16 protein-coding genes are annotated in these 17,183 nt (G+C 64.9%); 11 read left to right on the forward strand and 5 right to left on the reverse strand.

Annotation, left to right across the window (positions count from 1 at the left end):
- Positions 1-307 precede the first annotated feature (307 nt).
- The 3 genes from AB843_RS23045 to tdh all read left to right on the forward strand — a co-directional run bounded on the left by AB843_RS23045 (position 308) and on the right by tdh (position 4,295).
- Complete coding sequence (locus tag AB843_RS23045; RefSeq protein WP_048649312.1) at positions 308-1,513, forward strand: acyl-CoA dehydrogenase; 1,206 nt, start codon at positions 308-310, stop codon at positions 1,511-1,513.
- 351 nt (positions 1,514-1,864) lie between these two features.
- Positions 1,865-3,052: a glycine C-acetyltransferase gene (locus AB843_RS23050; protein WP_048649268.1), complete on the forward strand. Its 1,188-nt coding sequence runs from the start codon at positions 1,865-1,867 to the stop codon at positions 3,050-3,052.
- Positions 3,053-3,260: 208 nt separating this feature from the next.
- Positions 3,261-4,295, forward strand: a complete 1,035-nt coding sequence (tdh, locus tag AB843_RS23055) for an L-threonine 3-dehydrogenase (RefSeq protein WP_048649269.1) — start codon at positions 3,261-3,263, stop codon at positions 4,293-4,295.
- A 1-nt stretch (position 4,296) separates the two neighbouring features.
- Here the strand turns inward: tdh and AB843_RS23060 are convergent, their stop codons facing one another.
- Positions 4,297-4,755 carry a MarR family winged helix-turn-helix transcriptional regulator gene (locus tag AB843_RS23060; RefSeq protein ID WP_048649313.1) on the reverse strand — a complete coding sequence of 153 codons (459 nt, stop codon included), beginning with the start codon at positions 4,753-4,755 and terminating at the stop codon, positions 4,297-4,299.
- A 140-nt stretch (positions 4,756-4,895) separates the two neighbouring features.
- Between AB843_RS23060 and hmgA the strand changes: the two genes are divergently transcribed.
- From hmgA to AB843_RS23090, 6 genes are all read left to right on the forward strand, one after another.
- Positions 4,896-6,209 carry a homogentisate 1,2-dioxygenase gene (gene hmgA, locus AB843_RS23065; protein WP_048649270.1) on the forward strand — a complete coding sequence of 438 codons (1,314 nt, stop codon included), beginning with the start codon at positions 4,896-4,898 and terminating at the stop codon, positions 6,207-6,209.
- The gene (locus AB843_RS23070; RefSeq protein WP_048649271.1) at positions 6,206-7,081 is read left to right on the forward strand and encodes an MBL fold metallo-hydrolase; all 876 of its coding nucleotides are present in this window, start codon (positions 6,206-6,208) and stop codon (positions 7,079-7,081) included. Before hmgA ends, AB843_RS23070 begins: the two co-directional genes overlap by 4 nt.
- Before the next feature lie 10 nt (positions 7,082-7,091).
- On the forward strand, positions 7,092-8,111 hold the full coding sequence (locus AB843_RS23075) for a fumarylacetoacetate hydrolase family protein (RefSeq protein WP_048649272.1): 1,020 nt from the start codon (positions 7,092-7,094) through the stop codon (positions 8,109-8,111).
- On the forward strand, positions 8,111-9,061 hold the full coding sequence (locus AB843_RS23080; RefSeq protein WP_048649273.1) for an MBL fold metallo-hydrolase: 951 nt from the start codon (positions 8,111-8,113) through the stop codon (positions 9,059-9,061). The genes AB843_RS23075 and AB843_RS23080 overlap by 1 nt, the downstream gene beginning before the upstream one ends.
- A 130-nt stretch (positions 9,062-9,191) precedes the next feature.
- Complete coding sequence (locus tag AB843_RS23085; protein ID WP_048649274.1) at positions 9,192-10,811, forward strand: FAD-dependent oxidoreductase; 1,620 nt, start codon at positions 9,192-9,194, stop codon at positions 10,809-10,811.
- On the forward strand, positions 10,811-11,008 hold the full coding sequence (locus tag AB843_RS23090) for a DUF2783 domain-containing protein (protein WP_048649314.1): 198 nt from the start codon (positions 10,811-10,813) through the stop codon (positions 11,006-11,008). The genes AB843_RS23085 and AB843_RS23090 overlap by 1 nt, the downstream gene beginning before the upstream one ends.
- A gap of 231 nt (positions 11,009-11,239) precedes the next feature.
- On the opposite strand, the gene AB843_RS23095 is transcribed toward AB843_RS23090, so the two are convergent.
- The 4 genes from AB843_RS23095 to hppD all read right to left on the reverse strand — a co-directional run bounded on the left by AB843_RS23095 (position 11,240) and on the right by hppD (position 15,175).
- A complete protein-coding gene (locus AB843_RS23095) occupies positions 11,240-11,734 on the reverse strand; it encodes a RidA family protein (protein WP_048649275.1) in 495 nt (164 codons plus the stop codon).
- A gap of 77 nt (positions 11,735-11,811) precedes the next feature.
- Positions 11,812-12,219 carry a c-type cytochrome gene (locus AB843_RS23100; RefSeq protein ID WP_053086183.1) on the reverse strand — a complete coding sequence of 136 codons (408 nt, stop codon included), beginning with the start codon at positions 12,217-12,219 and terminating at the stop codon, positions 11,812-11,814.
- Between the two features lie 26 nt (positions 12,220-12,245).
- The gene (locus tag AB843_RS23105; protein WP_244468066.1) at positions 12,246-13,787 is read right to left on the reverse strand and encodes a flavin monoamine oxidase family protein; all 1,542 of its coding nucleotides are present in this window, start codon (positions 13,785-13,787) and stop codon (positions 12,246-12,248) included.
- Positions 13,788-14,062: 275 nt separating this feature from the next.
- Positions 14,063-15,175 carry a 4-hydroxyphenylpyruvate dioxygenase gene (hppD, locus tag AB843_RS23110; protein WP_048649277.1) on the reverse strand — a complete coding sequence of 371 codons (1,113 nt, stop codon included), beginning with the start codon at positions 15,173-15,175 and terminating at the stop codon, positions 14,063-14,065.
- Between the two features lie 146 nt (positions 15,176-15,321).
- Here hppD and AB843_RS23115 point away from each other — a divergent pair, with 146 nt between their 5' ends.
- Both AB843_RS23115 and AB843_RS23120 read left to right on the forward strand, forming a co-directional pair.
- Positions 15,322-15,789, forward strand: coding sequence for an Lrp/AsnC family transcriptional regulator (locus AB843_RS23115; protein ID WP_048649278.1), 468 nt, complete (start codon positions 15,322-15,324; stop codon positions 15,787-15,789).
- A 222-nt stretch (positions 15,790-16,011) separates the two neighbouring features.
- Positions 16,012-17,061: a TRAP transporter substrate-binding protein gene (locus AB843_RS23120; RefSeq protein WP_048649279.1), complete on the forward strand. Its 1,050-nt coding sequence runs from the start codon at positions 16,012-16,014 to the stop codon at positions 17,059-17,061.
- Positions 17,062-17,183 lie beyond the last annotated feature (122 nt).

Consider the following 17,183-nt stretch of genomic DNA (forward strand, 5'->3'; position numbering starts at 1 on the left):
GATGATGGCACAGCCTGGCAGGGCGGGGATAAAATTGCATGAAATTTGCGCGGCGAGACGCGATTGCCCTTCAATTTGACCGGCAGGAAACTTTCCATCGACCCGCAACTCTCCCGCAACGCGTTGGCGGTCTGCCGAAACAGCCGATGCCCATGCCACGCGAACGCAAGGTCCCCCGATCCATCCTCTCTAGTCACCATCCTCTTCCAAAAAATAATTTTAAGCTTGAAGTAGTTTGCGATAGGATGCTGTATGCTCCGGTCAGGCGTCGAGAGAGCGCAACCGCATCAGGAAGGCACACATGAACATGGAAGCAGCCAAACCCAAATCCGCGACCGCCAGCTTCGTCTGGGACGACCCGTTCCTGCTCGAGGACCAGCTTTCCGATGAGGAGCGGATGATTCGCGACGCGGCGGCCGCCTTTGCCGCCGACAAGCTCGCCCCCCGCATCGAGCACGCCTACATGAACGAGGAGACGGACCCGTCGATCTTCCGCGAGATGGGCGCGGCCGGCCTGCTCGGCGTCACCATTCCCGAGGAATATGGCGGCGTTGGCGCCGGCTATGTGTCCTACGGGCTGGTCGCCCGCGAGGTGGAGCGCGTCGATTCGGGCTATCGCTCGATGATGAGCGTGCAGTCCTCGCTGGTCATGCACCCGATCCACGCCTATGGGTCGCAGGAGCAGAGGAAGAAATACCTGCCGAAGCTGGCTTCGGGCGAATATATCGGCTGCTTCGGCCTGACCGAGCCGGACGCCGGCTCCGATCCCGGCGGCATGAAGACGCGCGCCGACAAGATCGACGGCGGCTACCGCCTGACCGGCTCGAAGATGTGGATCTCCAATTCGCCGATCGCCGACGTCTTCGTCGTCTGGGCGAAATCGCCGGCCCATGACGGCAAGATCCGCGGCTTCGTCCTGGAAAAGGGCATGAAGGGGCTGACGGCACCGAAGATCGGCGGCAAGCTCTCGCTGCGCGCCTCGATCACCGGCGAGATCGTCATGGACGGCGTCGAAGTGGGCGAGGACGCGCTGCTGCCCAACGTTTCGGGCCTGAGCGGCCCGTTCGGCTGTCTCAACCGGGCGCGCTACGGCATCTCCTGGGGCGCGATGGGCGCGGCGGAAGATTGCTGGCACCGGGCGCGGCAGTATGGCCTCGACCGCAAGCAGTTCGACAGGCCGCTGGCGCAGACGCAGCTTTTCCAGAAGAAGCTCGCCGACATGCAGACGGAAATCGCGCTGGGCCTGCAGGGGTCGTTGCGCGTCGGCCGGCTGTTCGACGAGGGCCGCATGGCGCCGGAGATGATCTCGCTCGTCAAGCGCAACAATTGCGGCAAGGCGCTCGACATCGCGCGTCAGGCCCGCGACATGCATGGTGGCAACGGCATTCAGATCGAATACCATGTCATGCGCCACGCGCAGAATCTGGAGACGGTCAACACCTATGAGGGCACGCACGACGTCCATGCGCTGATCCTCGGCCGCGCGCAGACGGGGCTGCAGGCGTTTTTCTGATCGGGTGAGCGTCGGCGCTCGCCCCTCATTCCCCTGCCGGGACCTTCTCCCCGTGAACGGCAGGGCAATCGCATATGGTCTGGACTTCCCCCACTCCGTCTCGGGGCTTTGCCCCAAGCCACCTCTCCCCCACATCCGTGGGGGAGAGGAAGCGTGCAAAGCGACCAGGGGCACTTCCTCTCCCCCGTTGCGGGGGAGAGGTGGATCGGCCGGAGGCCGAGACGGAGTGGGGGGCTCAGCCTCCATAGGCGATTGCCCTGCCGTGAACGGGGAGAAGGAAGAGGGGCGCTTGAAACCGTCCGGCGATGATGGAACAAAGGGCGCGCCGTTCCGTCGTTTCAGGAGACCCGCATGTCCGACGCCTTCCTCGCCCATCTGCGCACCGAACTGGATGGCCTGAAGGGCGCCGGGCTCTACAAGAGCGAGCGCGTCATCACCTCCATGCAGTCGGCCGAGATCGAAAGCGGCGGACGGACCGTGCTGAACTTCTGCGCCAACAATTATCTCGGCCTCGCCGACAATGCCGACCTGCGCGCGGCGGCCAAGGCGGCGCTCGACCGCTATGGCTACGGCATGGCCTCGGTGCGCTTCATCTGCGGCACGCAGGAGGAGCACAAGGAGCTGGAGGCGAAGATCGCCGGCTTTCTCGGCTTCGACGACACGATCCTCTATTCCTCCTGCTTCGACGCCAATGCCGGCCTGTTCGAGACGCTACTGGGGCCGGAGGACGCCATCATCTCCGACGCGCTCAACCACGCCTCGATCATCGACGGGGTGAGGCTGTGCAAGGCGAAGCGGTTCCGCTACGCCAACAACGACATGGCCGAGCTGGAACAATGCCTGAAGCAGGCCGAGGGCGCGCGCTTCCGGCTGATCGCCACGGACGGCGTGTTTTCCATGGACGGCGTCATCGCCAATCTCGCCGGCATTTGCGACCTGGCGGAAAAATACGACGCGATGGTGATGGTCGACGACAGCCATGCGGTCGGCTTCGTCGGCGCGCATGGGCGCGGCACGCCGGAGCATTGCGGCGTCGAGGGGCGGATCGACATCATGACCGGCACGCTGGGCAAGGCGCTGGGCGGCGCCTCGGGCGGCTATACCTGCGCGCGCGCCGAGGTGGTCGACTGGCTGCGCCAGCGCTCGCGGCCCTATCTGTTTTCCAACACGCTGGCGCCGGTCATCGCGGCCGCCTCGCTGAAGGTGTTCGACATGGTGGGCGACGGGGCCGGGCTGCGCCGCCGGCTCAACGACAATGCCGCGCGCTTCCGCGCCGGCATGACGGCGCGGGGCTTCACGCTTGCCGGCGAGGGCCACCCGATCATCCCGGTGATGCTGGGCGATGCCGCGCTCGCCGAAAAGATGGCCGCGCGCCTGCTCGACGAGGGCATCTACGTGATCGGCTTCTCTTTCCCGGTGGTGCCGAAGGGCGAGGCGCGCATCCGCACGCAGATGTCGGCGGCGCACACGACCGAGGACATCGACCGCGCCGTGGCGGCGTTCGGCAAGGTGGGGCGGGAATTGGGGGTGATTGCGTGAACGTTTTTGCCGAGCGCACCCCCCTCTGGCCTGCCGGCCATCTCCCCCTCAAGGGGGGAGATCGGCTGGCAAGAATGCATCGCCTCCCCATATATGTTGGCGATTGGCGAAGCCAGTTCCACCACCTGATCTCCCCCCTTGAGGGGGAGATGGCCGGCAGGCCAGAGGGGGGTAATCTCGTACGAACCACACCGAAAAGGCTCCAGCCATGTCCAACATGATGAAGGCGCTGGTGAAATCCAGACCCGAGGAAGGCCTGTGGATGGAGCGCGTGCCGGTGCCGGAGATCGGTCCGAACGACGTGCTGATCAAGGTTCGCAAGACCGCCATCTGCGGCACGGACGTGCATATCTGGAACTGGGACGAATGGGCGAGCAAGACCGTGCCGGTGCCGCTGGTCGTCGGCCATGAATTCGTCGGCGCGGTCGCCGAGATCGGCTCGGCCGTCACCGAATATCAGGTCGGCCAGCGCGTTTCGGGCGAGGGGCACATCGTCTGCGGCCATTGCCGCAATTGCCGCGCCGGACGCGGCCATCTGTGCCGCAACACGCTGGGCGTCGGCGTGCAGCGGCCGGGCGCCTTCGCCGAATATCTGTCGCTGCCGCAGCACAATGTGGTGCCGATCCCCGACAACATTCCCGACGAGATCGCCGCCATCTTCGACCCGCTCGGCAACGCCGTCCACACGGCGCTGTCGTTCGATCTCGTCGGCGAGGACGTGCTGGTGACGGGCGCCGGGCCGATCGGCATCATGGGCGCGCTGGTGGCGCAGGCGGTGGGCGCGCGCAAGGTGGTCATCACCGACATCAATCCGGGCCGGCTGGAGCTGGCCAGGAAGCTCGGCGTCCAGCACACGGTCAACGCGGCCGAGGAGAAGCTGCCCGACGTCATGCGCCAGCTCGGCATGACGGAGGGCTTCGACGTCGGGCTGGAAATGTCGGGCGCCGCACCCGCCTTCCGCGACATGATCGACGCCATGAACAATGGCGGCAAGATCGCCATTTTAGGCATCGCGCCGACCGGCTTCGAGATCGACTGGAACAAGGTGATCTTCAAGATGCTGCACCTGAAGGGCATCTATGGGCGCGAGATGTTCGAGACCTGGTACAAGATGATCGCCCTGGTGCAGGGCCGGCTCGACGTCTCCGACCTCATCACCCACCGCATCAAGGCCGACGATTTCCACGACGGCTTCGATGCGATCAAGAATGGCGAGGCCGGCAAGGTGGTGATGAGCTGGTAGGTCAGCTGTTGGCGGGATCGCTGAGCGCGGCGCGCTCCAGCGCCGCCAGCCCTGCCAGAAGCGCCGCGCGCTCGGCCGCTTTCATGCGGGTGAGCAGTTCCGCCTCGAAGGCGCGGGCGACGGGCACCATGTCCTCATAGGCCTTCTGGCCGAGCTTGCTCAGCGACAGGCGCTCGACGCGGCGGTCGTTGGCGTCCGGCTTGCGCACCACCCAGCGCCTGACCTCCAAGGAGGCGACGGCGCGGCTGACCTTGGTCTTGTGCATCGAGGAATGGGCGCCGATCTCCGTCGCCGTCATCGTGCCGTACTGGCCGATGGTCGCCAGCGTGCGCCATTCCGGCCGCGTCAGGCCGAGCCGGGCGCGGTAGGCCTGCGAGAAATCGCGGCTGATCGCGTCGGTCAGCCGGGTCAGCCGATAGGGCAGGAATTCCTCCAGCGCGAGAACACTTTGTTGCACCATGCGCACTCCCATCGTGGTGATTTTGCCGGGCGGCCCGATTGATAGTTACATTCTCAATGGTTACGATTGCAACAAATAAACCGGTTCCATCCGGGCCTGCCCTCCGGGCGGGCGACATTCCCCTTCCGACGGAGGATAGCATGACCGTTCAGTATATGCCGGGCTTCGGCAACGACTTTGAGACGGAAAGCCTGCCGGGCGCGCTGCCGCAGGGGCAGAACTCGCCGCAGCGGCCGGCCTATGGCCTCTATGCCGAGCAGCTCTCGGGCTCGCCCTTCACCGCGCCGCGCGGCACCAATGAGCGCTCCTGGCTCTACCGCATCCGGCCGAGCGTCCGTCACACCACGCGCTTCAAGGCGGTCAGGTTCGACCAGTGGAAATCGGCGCCGAACCTCGACGACCACGATCTGGCGCTCGGCCAGCTGCGCTGGAACCCGATGCCGATGCCGAACGAGGAAACGGATTTCATCGCCGGCATCCGCACGATGACCACCGCCGGCGACGCGCAGGGCCAGTCGGGCATGGCGGCGCATGTCTATGCCGCCAACAAATCGATGGTCGACGACTATGTCTTCAACGCCGACGGCGAATTGCTCATCGTGCCGCAGGAAGGCGGCATCCGCATCAAGACGGAGATGGGCATCATCGACGTCACGCCGGGCGAGATCGCCATCCTGCCGCGCGGCATGATCTTCCAGGTCGAATTGCCGGGCGGACCGGTGCGCGGCTATATCTGCGAGAACTACGGCGCCAAGTTCACCCTGCCGGACCGCGGGCCGATCGGCGCCAACTGCCTGGCCAATCCGCGCGATTTCAAGACCCCGACCGCCTGGTACGAGGAGAAGGAAACGCCCTGCCGGCTGTTCGTCAAATGGTGCGGCCGGTTCCACGTCACCGAGATCGGCCATTCGCCGCTCGACGTGGTCGCCTGGCACGGCAATTACGCGCCCTACAAATACGATCTGTCGACGTTCTCGCCGGTCGGGGCCATCCTGTTCGACCATCCCGATCCGTCGATCTTCACCGTGCTGACGGCGCCGTCGGGCGAGGAAGGCACGGCGAACATCGATTTCGTCATCTTCCCGCCGCGCTGGCTGGTGGCCGAGCACACCTTCCGCCCGCCCTGGTACCACCGCAACATCATGAGCGAGTTCATGGGGCTGATCAAAGGCCAGTACGACGCCAAGGAAGAGGGTTTCGTGCCCGGCGGCGTGTCGCTGCACAACATGATGCTGCCGCACGGCCCGGACGCCTTCGGCTTCGACAAGGCCAGCAAGACGGAATTGAAGCCGGTCAAGCTCGAGGACACGATGGCCTTCATGTTCGAGACGCGCTTTCCCCAGCATCTGACGCGCTATGCGGCGGAGACCGAGACGCTGCAGGACGACTACATCGACTGCTGGACGGACCTGAAAAAGCGCTTCAACGGCACGCCCGAGGGCGACTGGTCGTGAATGAAAGGCTCGTGCTGCTCGGCACGAAGGGCGGCCCGGCGCTGAGGCCGGGCGGCCCGATGCCGACCGCTTCGCTGCTGCAGATCGGCGGCCGCACGGCCGTCATCGACTGCGCGCTCGGCGTGACCAGGGGACTGGTCGACGCCGGCGTGGCGCTGAAGACGCTCGACCTGGTGTTCATCACCCATCTGCATTCCGACCACGTGCTCGAATTGGGCGCGCTGCTGCACACGGCCTGGACGGCCGGGCTGGCGACGCCGGTCAAGGTCTACGGCCCGGTCGGGACCGGGGACGTGTGGACGCATTTCTGCCGCTCGCTCGCCTATGACATCGACATCCGCATCGACGATGAGGGCCGCCCGGATATTCGCCAACTGGTCGAGGTGACCGAATTTGGCGATGGTCCGGTGATGCAGGAGGCTGGGTTGACGGTCGAGGCGCTGCGCGTCGACCATCCGCCGGTCACCGAATGCTATGCGCTGCGCTTCTCGCATGGCGGCCGTCGCGTGGTCTTTTCCGCCGACACCTGCCATTTCCCGCCGCTTGCCGATTTCGCCCGCGATGCCGACATCCTGGTGCATGAGGCGATGCTCGCCGCCGGCGTCGACCGGCTGGTCGCCCGCACCGGCAACGGCGCCCGCCTGAAGGCGCATCTGATGGCCAGCCACACGCTGGTCGAGGACGCAGGGCGCATTGCGTCTGACGCCGGTTGCGCGCATCTTGTGCTCAATCACCTCATTCCCGCCGACGACCCGGATTTCGGGCCCGGCGACTGGGAGGAGGCGGTCCGCCGGACCTGGGCCGGCCCCCTCACCATCGGCCGTGACGGCCTCGAATTGCCGCTGATAGAAGCGCCCGCAGCCACCGCATAAAGGAAAACGCATGAAACTCGCCACGCTCAAGAATGGAAAGCGCGACGGAAGACTGGTCGTCGTCTCACGCGACCTGACCCGCTGCACCGACGCCTCGTTCCTGGCGCCGACGCTGCAGGCGGCGCTTGACGATTGGGCGCGCATCGCCCCGCATCTGGCAGCGCTCGCTGAAAGCCTGGAGCATGGCTCGGTGCCGGCGGAACGCTTTCACGAGCATGATGCGGCATCGCCGCTGCCTCGCGCCTTCCAGTGGGCCGACGGATCGGCATACGTCAATCACGTCGAACTGGTGCGCAAGGCGCGCAGCGCGGAGATGCCCGACAGCTTCTGGACCGACCCGTTGATGTATCAGGGTGGCTCCGATGCCTTCCTCGCCCCGCGTGACCCGATCGTCATGGCCGACGAAGCCTATGGCATAGACATGGAAGGCGAGGTGGCCGTCATCGTCGACGATGTGCCGATGGGCGCCAGCCTGGACGAGGCGCGTGATGCGATCCGGCTGATCATGCTGGTCAACGACGTGTCGCTGCGTGGCCTGATTCCGGCGGAGCTCGCCAAGGGATTCGGCTTCTTCCAGTCGAAACCCTCTTCGGCGTTTTCACCCGTGGCGGTGACGCCGGACGAACTGGGCGAGGCCTGGGATGGCGGCAAGGTATCGCTGCCGCTGTGCGTCGACTACAATGGCAAGCCGTTCGGCCGCGCCAATGCCGGCATCGACATGACCTTCGATTTCCCGACGCTTGTCGCCCATGCGGCCAAGACGCGGCCGCTCTGCGCCGGCGCGATCATTGGTTCGGGCACCGTTTCCAACAAGATGGATGGCGGCCCCGGCAAGCCGGTGGCCGACGGTGGCGTCGGCTATTCCTGCATTGCAGAGACCCGCATGATCGAGACGATCAATGACGGCAAGCCGAAGACGCCCTTCATGCGCTTCGGCGACGTGGTGCGCATCGAGATGAAGGATGGCAGCGGCCATTCGATCTTCGGTGCGATCGAGCAGACAGTTCAGAAATACGAGAAAGGCGCGTAATGGCCAAGCAATTCGCATCCGCAGGCGACCTGACGGAAAAGAAGATCTCGTTCGACGAGATCGGTCGGGATCTGTGGGCGTTCACCGCAGAAGGTGATCCCAATTCGGGCATCATCATCGGCGATGAATCGGTGATGGTGATCGAGGCGCAGGCAACGCCGCGGCTCGCCGAAAAGGTCATCGAGAAGGTGCGTACCGTCACCGACAAGCCGATCAGCCACCTGGTGCTGACCCACTACCACGCCGTGCGCGTGCTGGGCGCCTCGGCCTATCACGCGCCGACCGTGATCATGAGCGACAAGGCGCGCGCCATGGTGGTGGAACGCGGCAAGGAGGACTGGGATTCGGAGTTCGTCCGCTTTCCGCGCCTGTTCCAGGGGCATGAATCGATCCCCGGCCTGACCTGGCCGACGACAACCTTCTCCAGCTCGATGACGGTCTATCTCGGCAAGCGCCGGGTCGACCTGATGTTCCTCGGCCGCGCCCACACGGCGGGCGACATCGTCGCCCATGTGCCCGACGCCAACGTCATGTTCACCGGCGACATCGTCGAATACCATTCGGCCTGCTATTGCGGCGACGGCCATTTCCACGACTGGCCGTCGACGCTGGAGGAAATCCGCTCGTTCGATCTCGACGCCATCGCGCCAGGCCGCGGCGCAGCACTTGTCGGCCAGGACATGGTCAACGAGGCGCTCGACCGGACCGGCGATTTCGTGCTTTCCACCTATCAGCCGGTGGCGCGCGTGGCCCAGGGCGGCGGTTCGCTGAAGGAGGCCTGGGACGCCTGCCGGGCGGCCTGCGATCCGAAGTTCTCCGATTACGCGATCTACGAGCACTGCCTGCCGTTCAACGTGGCGCGCGCCTATGACGAGGCGCTCGGCATCGACACGCCGCGCATCTGGACGGCGGAGCGCGACCGGCAGATGTGGGAAGCGCTGCAGGGGTGACTGCAGGAGCGATGGTCGCTTCCTTCTCCCCGCCTGCGGGGAGAAGGGGCCTTGACGCTGGCGCTGAACTTGAAACAGGTTTGAGCTGTTTCTTCTCGCGAAGGAACGGCTGCAAGGGGGACGAAAGCCCATGCCGCGTTATGAGTACAATCGCTTCCCGTACCGGACGCCGCCGGAGCTGACCGGCGGCCCTGCCGGGCAGCACAAGGCGGTCATCATCGGTGCGGGTCCGGTCGGGCTTGCGGCGGCCGTCGATCTTGCCCAGCGCGGCGTGCCGGTGGTGGTGCTCGACGACAACAATGTCGTCTCCATCGGCAGCCGGGCCATCTGCTGGTCGAAGCGCACGCTGGAGATCTTCGACCGCCTCGGCATCGGCGAGCGGATGGTGGACAAGGGCGTCACCTGGAAGGTGGGCCGGCTGTTTCACCGCGACCGCGAGGTCTGGAATTTCGACCTTTTGCCGGAGGAAGGCCACAAGATGCCGGCCTTCATCAATCTGCAGCAATATTACGTCGAGCAGTACCTGGTCGAGCGCGCCGCCGATTTCCCCGAGCTGATCGACCTGCGCTGGAACAACAAGGTCGCCTCGATCGAGCAGAAGGGCGGCGATGTGCGCCTCGGCGTCGAGACGCCGGACGGTCATTACCATATGGACGCCGCCTGGGTGATTGCCTGCGACGGCGCGCGCTCGCCCGCGCGCGCCATGCTTGGCCTCGATTTCGCGGGGCAGGTGTTCGAGGAACGCTTCCTGATCGCCGATGTGGAAATGAAGGCGGATTTCCCGTCCGAGCGCTGGTTCTGGTTCGAGCCGCCGTTCCACAACGGGCAGTCTGCGCTGCTGCACAAGCAGCCCGACAACATCTACCGCATCGACCTGCAGCTTGGCCCCGACGCCGACCCGGACGAGGAGAAGAAGCCGGAAAACGTCATCCCGCGCATCGAGAAGGTGATCGGCCACGCCGATTTCGAACTCGACTGGGTGTCGGTCTACACCTTCCAGTGCCGCAGGTTGGAACGCTTCGTCCACGACCGGGTGATCTTCGCCGGCGATAGCGCCCACATCGTCTCGCCCTTCGGCGCGCGCGGCGGCAATGGCGGCATCCAGGACATCGACAATCTCGGCTGGAAGCTGGCGATGGTGGTGCAGGGCGAGGCGCCGGCCTCGCTGATCGCCTCGTATGACGAGGAGCGCATCCACGGCACCGACGAGAACATCCTGAATTCGGCGCGCTCCACATCCTTCATGACGCCGAAGAGCGCCATGGAGCGGATTTTCCGCGACAGCGTCCTGGAGCTTTCGGCCGACCATGATTTTGCCCGGCGGCTGGTCAATTCCGGCCGCTTGTCGAAGCCGTGTTCCCTGGCCGGATTTTCGCTGCAGACGCCTTGCGGACATGCCGGCGGGCTGGCGCCGGGCGCGGTCATGGCCGATGCGCCGGTGCTTGCCGAGGGCGCCGGAGACTGGTTGTTGAACCATGCGGGCGGCGGCTTCGTGCTGCTCGCCGTCGATTGCGATCCGCCGATCGGCCTGCCGGCCGGCCTGCATGTGGTGCAGGTGTCGGCGGGCGCCGGCGGCGAGGCGGTGGAGGGGGTTACCCGGCTGGTCGATGTGGACGGCACCGTCGCGGCGCGTTACGGCGCGGGCCGGCTCTATCTGGTGCGGCCTGACCAGCACATCGCCGCCGCGTTCGAGCACCCGGATGCGCATGAGATCGCCGCCGCCATGACGCGGGCCATGGGGAGGGAATGATGAGCAGGGATGACGATATCGGGCGTGATCGGCTGGGGGCGGCCGGCGACGATTTCTACGCGGCGCTGATGGCGGCGCATGACGGGCTGAGTTTTGAGGAAAGCGCCCGGCTGAACGCCAGGCTGGTGCTGTTGCTGGCCAATCGGGTGGGGGACATCGCGGTGTTGAAGGCGGCGCTGGCGGCGGCGCGGGAGTAGGGCGGCAGGCATCCGGAAGGGGCGTCGGCGGCCGCCGATCGTCCGTTCCGGCATGGACCCTCGGGTCGGGGCCCGAGGGTGACGAATGGCATGGGCCATGGTGTCAGTCGCGGATGCCGGTGGTTTGCATTCCCGTCCCCACAGTTCGTCATGCCCGGCCGCCGAGCCGGGCATCCATGCCGTGACGGTCGATCCTGATGCGCCGGCGCCCTCTACGGACAGACTGCGCCCTCAGTCCTTGTCTTCGCGCACGGCGATGGCTTCCACCTCGATCAGCCAGCCGGGATTGGCGAGGCCGGCGACCTGGAACACGGAGCGGGCCGGCAGGTTCGGCTGCGCCTCGGTGCCGAAGAACTCGGTATAGCCCTTCATGAAGCCGGCGAAATCCATCGGCTTGCCGTCCTGGCCGACCAGGTAGACCTGCAGCTTGACGATGTCGCCGATGCCGAGGTCCATCTCCTTCAGCGAGGTCTCGATGGCCTGGAAGACGGTGCGCGTCTGCTCGGTCATGTCGCCATAGGCGGCCAGCGAGCCGCGCTCGGCGTCCTGGTTGACGACGGCGGGCACCGCGCCGCTCAGATAGATCGTCGTCGCATCGGCGGGTACTTCGACGGCGCGCGCGATGGGGAAGTCCGAGCCCGGAATCTTGTGCCGGACGACCGGGTCGGCCTGGGCTGCTCCGGCGAGAAGGACGGCGCCGGTCAGGAGGCTGGCGAAACGGATCATGGAAATCTCCTTTGAAAGTGAAGCGGAAATGAAAAAGCCGCGCCGCCGCGGCGGCGCGGGTGGACCTTCGTCGGCGACTATGGCCGCGATGCGGCGACGTCCTCGGCCGTCGTCTCGCCGGCATATCCGTTGCCGAAACCGGTCTGGATGTAGTTGATCACGTCGGCGACCTGCTGGTCGTCGAGGATCGCGCCGAGCGGCGGCATGGCCTTCTGGCCGTTGAGGATGATGAACATCGGATATTCGGGGTATTCGAGGTTCTCGTTTCCGGCGAGCGCCGGGTAGGCGCCGGCGCCGATAGCGCCCGCGCCCTCCGGCATGTGACAGCCGCTGCAGACGGCGTTGTAGACATTCTCACCGCCGGTGACGGTGATCTTGCTCGGGTCGCTGAACAATGCGCCGTCCTGGGCGCCGTCCTGGGCGAGCGCAGGTGTCACGGCGATGATGGATGCGGCGATGCATAAGCCGGCTGCTATGGTTTGCATGGGGTTCTCCTTTGCAAATGTGGCGATCAGCCGTTGATGACGCGGTTGTGCAGGCGGGAAATGGCGTCGAGGCCGGAAAGGAGCGCGCCCTCCTGCCAGGCCGGCAGATAGGAGATGTGCTCGCCGGCCATCAGGATGCGGCCGTCGATCTTGGTCGCCTTCTCGTAATCGGCCTCCTTGTCCTTCCAGATGCCGTAGCAGCCGAGCACCCAGGGCACGCGGTGCCACGCGACGCTGACGCCGTTCGAGAACTCGTCCTTGTATTGCGGGTGGATCATCGCGCCGTATTCGACGGCCTTCTTGATCCGCTCTTCCGGCGACAGCGCATTGAACTGATAGGCGGTCGCGCCCCAGCTGTAGCCGCCGAGCAGCACGCCCTTGCCGGTCGAGAAATAATCGCCGGACGGATAGCTGATCAGCGCGATCGGCAGGTCCGTATAGGAAATGCCGCCATAGATGCGCTCATCCTCTTCCCAGAAGCGGCGGTTGAATTCGAGGCCGAACTTCACCGAGCCGGCATAGTACATCGAATCGATGATGCCCTTCATCTCGCCCGACAGATTGTTCTCGATCTGGCCGAGGATGGAGAAGGGGATGGTGCACAGGCACCAATCGGCCTTGGCCTCCTGCGTGCCGCCCTGGCCGCCCGTGTCCTCGTAGGTGACCGTGACGCCGTTGTCGTCCTGGTTGATCGCCGTGACCTTGGCGTTGAACCGGATCAGGTCCTTGATCTCGCGCTCGAAGGCCTGGGCGATCATGTCCATGCCGCCGACCGGCTGGAAGATGGTCTGCTGGTGCTCGGCCGATTCGGCATCGTCGAGCCACTGCCACAGGCGCGACTGCAGGATCTGGCTCGGATCGATCGGATCGGAGGGGATGGGGGCGGCACCCGAGCCGCCGCCCGGCCATTTCTGGTAGCCGCGATAGTCGCTCGTGTGCTCGCTTTTGACATAGGCGTAATCCTTGTCGAGCACGCCGTAGATGCGCAGCGATTCGAGCAGCATTTCCTTGTCTTCCTGGCTGACCATCTCGTCCAGCTTGCCCTGGTTGGCCGCCTTGGCCAGCAGCTCGGAGGTCTGGCCGCGATAGTCGGTGGCGATGTCGCGGAAGCGCTGCGGCTTGCCGTCGAAGGCTTTCGTGGAGTGGAGGAGGGCGTTGTGGTTCTTCTGGATGAACGGCTCGAGCTTGACGCCGAGGCGCTTGCAATAGTCGAGGACGGCGTGGTGATGATAGGGGATGCGCCAGGGGCCGGGATTGAAGTAGTTGCCTTCCGCGAATCCGACATCCTGCTTGAAGCCGCCGAGCTCGGTGTAGCTGTCGCCGCCGCGTAAGGTCCAGCAGCGCCCGCCGGCCTTTTCGCGGAACTCGAGCACCTCGACCGTATAGCCGGCTGCCCGTAACTCCAGAGCGGCGACCATGCCGGCGAGGCCGGCGCCGAGGATCAGCACCTTCGCGCCCTTGGGATCGCCGTCCAGCTTGACCGGTCCCTGATAGGTGGATTCCTGTGCGTGGCCCAGTGTGGTCATCGCCTGATAGAGGGCCGCCCCTCCGGCTGTCGCGCCGATCATCGTTAAGAGATCGCGCCGAGACATTTGTCCAAACGTGCGTTGCATCGTCTTCCACTCCTTTCGGATTCTTTTTGCCCCCTATCATTGCGCCCAGCTTGGGAGGCGATAAAGGTGATGATCAATAAATGTTTTGATCCATCGACCAGTGGCCTTTGAGCCAGCCATGGTTAGCGGTTCCTTGCCGGGAGCGGCGGCCGCCTGCGGGCGGCGTGCGGCCAAAAGAAAAGGGCCGCTGAAAGCGGCCCTTGCGGAAATCACCGGTGTGGCGAATGCTGCTATTCGGCGGCGTCCACCTTGATCACGCCGCGGCGGATCTGGTCTTCCTCGATGCTCTCGAACAGGGCGCGGAAATTGCCCTCGCCGAATCCCTCGTCGCCCTTACGCTGGATGAACTCGAAGAAGATCGGCCCGATGACCGTCCTGGAGAAGATCTGCAGCAGGATCTTGGTCATGCCGCCGTTCACCACGCCCTCGCCGTCGATCAGGATGCCGTGTTTCTTCATCCGCTCGATCGGTTCGTCATGGCCGGAGACGCGCTCGTGGCTGCGCGCGTAATAGGTCTCGGGAGGGCCCGGCATGAATTTCAGCCCGTTTGCCGCCAGCTTGTCGGTGGCGTCGTAGATCCCGTCCGTGCCGACGGCGATGTGCTGGATGCCTTCGCCCTTGTACTTCTTCAGATACTCGACGATCTGGCTGGTCTCGTCCTTCGATTCGTTCAGCGGGATGCGGATCTTGCCGCAGGCCGAGGTGATCGCCCGGCTGACGAGGCCGGTGATGCGGCCGTCGATGTCGAAATAGTGGATCTGCGTGAAGCCGAACAGATCGCGATAGAACGCCCACCACTTGTCCATGTTGCCGCGATAGACATTGTGGGTGAGGTGGTCGAGATAGTAGAAGCCGACGCCTTCCGGCCGCGGGTTCTTCGCGCCGGTCCACTCGAACTCGGCCTCGTAGGGCGAACCCTTCTCGCCATAGGTGTCGACGAAATAGATCAGTGAGCCGCCGATGCCGACGATGGCCGGCACGTCGAGCGCCTTGTCGCCGCCGGTATACGCCTCGGCGCCCTTCGAGACCGCGTGCCGCAGCGCGTGCTGCGCATCGACCACGCGCCAGGCCATCGACGGCGCGCAGGGGCCATGCTCGTCGACGAAGCGCATCGCATGGCTGCCGGGCTCGGCATTCAGGACGTAGTTGATGTCGCCCTGGCGCCAGACGGAGATGTTCTTCGTCTTGTGGCGGGCGACCTCGGCATAGCCCATCCTGGTGAACAGCTCGGTGAGCTTTTCCGGTTCCGGATGGGCGAATTCGACGAATTCGAAGCCGTCCGTGCCGGCGGGGTTCGTCTCGGTGATCTCGGCGGGCGGCGCGTCGTGCGGGAATGGGCCCATGGGATAAACTCCTCCTGTGGCGGGACAATTCGGTGCGCTGCGGCACCTTTTCCCTATTATAGGCTCGCAGCCTCGCAAGCGGCTTGCATTCTGGGGCATGTTTTGTGCTAAATATGCGTACTTTGTGCAGGCATAAGGAAAATTGCATGGCGGAAGCACGGATTGATGGTTATGACCGCAAGATACTGTCTCTGTTGCAGGTGGACGCGCGGCTGACCAACAACGATCTGTCGGAGCGGGTGAACCTGTCGCCGTCGCAGTGCTCGCGCCGCCGCCAGCGGCTCGAGGAGGAAGGCTATATCCGCGGCTATGTGGCGATGCTCGACCGCGACCGGCTGGGGTTTCCGCTGGTCAACATCATCACGGTGACGCTCGCCACCCACAATCCCGACAATGCGCGCCGCTTCGGCGAGCTTCTGGCGCGCCTGCCCGAGGTTCAGGAGGCGCACGCCCTGACCGGCGAGATGGATTACATCCTGAAGGTCGTCACGCCCGATCTCAAATCCCTGTCCGCATTCGTCAACGGCGTGCTGCTGCCGCATGAATCCGTGCAGCACGTCAAGAGCGCCATTGTGCTGGAGACCTTGAAGGAAACCGGCGCCCTGCCGCTGTGAGCCTTGGTTGCGTTACAAATATTCCTCGGCTAGGCTCTTTATTGTTACATAATTTCCGCTAAAGTCCGTGCTGGACGCGCGCCGGGTTTCCGAAGGATACTCGGCCATCAGGCATCGGGGCATTTTGGACCGAAGGTGGGAGCCGATCGGGATCGATCTGGTGCGTGAGCGGACAAGAGGCGTCGCGCGGGCGCTGAAGCACATGCAATCGGGAGGATAAGCATGACATCATTTTCCGTCAGAAAACTGGCCTTGGCTGCCGCCGTTGCGGCGACCGGCCTGATCGGTGCCACGGCATCGTCGCTGGCACAGGAGGTCACGCTCAGGCTGCACCAGTTCCTGCCGCCGCAGGCCAATGTGCCGAAACTGGTCCTCGATCCCTGGGCTGACAAGATCGAGCAGGAATCGGGCGGCCGCATCAAGATCGAGCGCTATCCGGCCATGCAGCTCGGCGGCACGCCGCCGCAGCTCTACGACCAGGCCAAGGACGGCATCGTCGACATCGTCTGGACGCTGCCCGGCTCCAATCCCGGCCGCTTCCCCTCGACGGAGGTGTTCGAGCTTCCCTTCATGATGACCAACGCCGAGGCCACCTCGCGCGCCTATTGGGACCTGTTCGAGAAACACATGAAGGACACCGAGTTCAAGGACACCCATGTGCTGGGGGTCTGGGTCCACGGTCCCGGCATGCTCCATTCCAAGGCGCCGATCGAGAAGCTGGAAGACCTGAAGGGCATGAAGATCCGCGCGCCCACGCGCATCATCAACCAATTGCTCGGCCAGCTCGGCGCGACGCCCGTCGGCATGCCGGTGCCGCAGATCACCGAGGCCCTGTCGAAGGGCGTCATCGACGGCTGCGTCATTCCGTGGGAGGTCACCCCGGCGCTGAAAGTGCCGGAACTGGTCTCCAACCACACCGAGTTCGGCGGCGATCACGCACTCTACACGACGACCTTCGTGCTGGCGATGAACAAGGCCAAGTATGACAGCCTGCCCGATGATCTGAAGAAGGTGATCGACGACAATTCCGGCCAGGAATTCGCCGCCTTCGCCGGCCGTACGCAGGCGGGCGCCGACGGCCCGAGCCGGCAGATCGCCGTCGACCGCGGCAACAACATCATCGAGATCAGCGCCGAGGACACCGAGACCTGGAAGGAGGCCGCCCAGCCGGTCTACACCCAATGGGTCGAGGAGATGAAGGACAAGGGCATCGACGGTCAGGCGCTGATCGACGAAGCGCGCGGCCTGATCGACAAATACACCAGCCAATAAGGCGATCCGGTGCAGCAGAACGGGGCGGGCCGAAAGGTCCGCCCCTTGTCATACCCGAGGCGGCCCTTCGCGCTTGCGCTGGCAACAGCCGGTGGCTAACTTTGCCTGCCCGGTCCATGACA

This window comes from Nitratireductor soli (assembly GCF_001050155.1).
Classification (GTDB): domain Bacteria; phylum Pseudomonadota; class Alphaproteobacteria; order Rhizobiales; family Rhizobiaceae; genus Nitratireductor; species Nitratireductor soli.

What these genes read in the sequence shown, in the direction of transcription:
- AB843_RS23045 (WP_048649312.1), top strand. Translation starts at nt 308, where the DNA reads ATGGAAGCAGCCAAACCCAAATCCGCGACCGCCAGCTTCGTCTGGGAC.
- AB843_RS23050 (WP_048649268.1), top strand. Translation starts at nt 1,865, where the DNA reads ATGTCCGACGCCTTCCTCGCCCATCTGCGCACCGAACTGGATGGCCTG.
- tdh (WP_048649269.1), top strand. Translation starts at nt 3,261, where the DNA reads ATGTCCAACATGATGAAGGCGCTGGTGAAATCCAGACCCGAGGAAGGC.
- AB843_RS23060 (WP_048649313.1), bottom strand. Translation starts at nt 4,755, where the DNA reads ATGGTGCAACAAAGTGTTCTCGCGCTGGAGGAATTCCTGCCCTATCGG.
- hmgA (WP_048649270.1), top strand. Translation starts at nt 4,896, where the DNA reads ATGACCGTTCAGTATATGCCGGGCTTCGGCAACGACTTTGAGACGGAA.
- AB843_RS23075 (WP_048649272.1), top strand. Translation starts at nt 7,092, where the DNA reads ATGAAACTCGCCACGCTCAAGAATGGAAAGCGCGACGGAAGACTGGTC.
- AB843_RS23080 (WP_048649273.1), top strand. Translation starts at nt 8,111, where the DNA reads ATGGCCAAGCAATTCGCATCCGCAGGCGACCTGACGGAAAAGAAGATC.
- AB843_RS23085 (WP_048649274.1), top strand. Translation starts at nt 9,192, where the DNA reads ATGCCGCGTTATGAGTACAATCGCTTCCCGTACCGGACGCCGCCGGAG.
- AB843_RS23090 (WP_048649314.1), top strand. Translation starts at nt 10,811, where the DNA reads ATGAGCAGGGATGACGATATCGGGCGTGATCGGCTGGGGGCGGCCGGC.
- AB843_RS23095 (WP_048649275.1), bottom strand. Translation starts at nt 11,734, where the DNA reads ATGATCCGTTTCGCCAGCCTCCTGACCGGCGCCGTCCTTCTCGCCGGA.
- AB843_RS23100 (WP_053086183.1), bottom strand. Translation starts at nt 12,219, where the DNA reads ATGCAAACCATAGCAGCCGGCTTATGCATCGCCGCATCCATCATCGCC.
- AB843_RS23105 (WP_244468066.1), bottom strand. Translation starts at nt 13,787, where the DNA reads ATGATCGGCGCGACAGCCGGAGGGGCGGCCCTCTATCAGGCGATGACC.
- hppD (WP_048649277.1), bottom strand. Translation starts at nt 15,175, where the DNA reads ATGGGCCCATTCCCGCACGACGCGCCGCCCGCCGAGATCACCGAGACG.
- AB843_RS23115 (WP_048649278.1), top strand. Translation starts at nt 15,322, where the DNA reads ATGGCGGAAGCACGGATTGATGGTTATGACCGCAAGATACTGTCTCTG.
- AB843_RS23120 (WP_048649279.1), top strand. Translation starts at nt 16,012, where the DNA reads ATGACATCATTTTCCGTCAGAAAACTGGCCTTGGCTGCCGCCGTTGCG.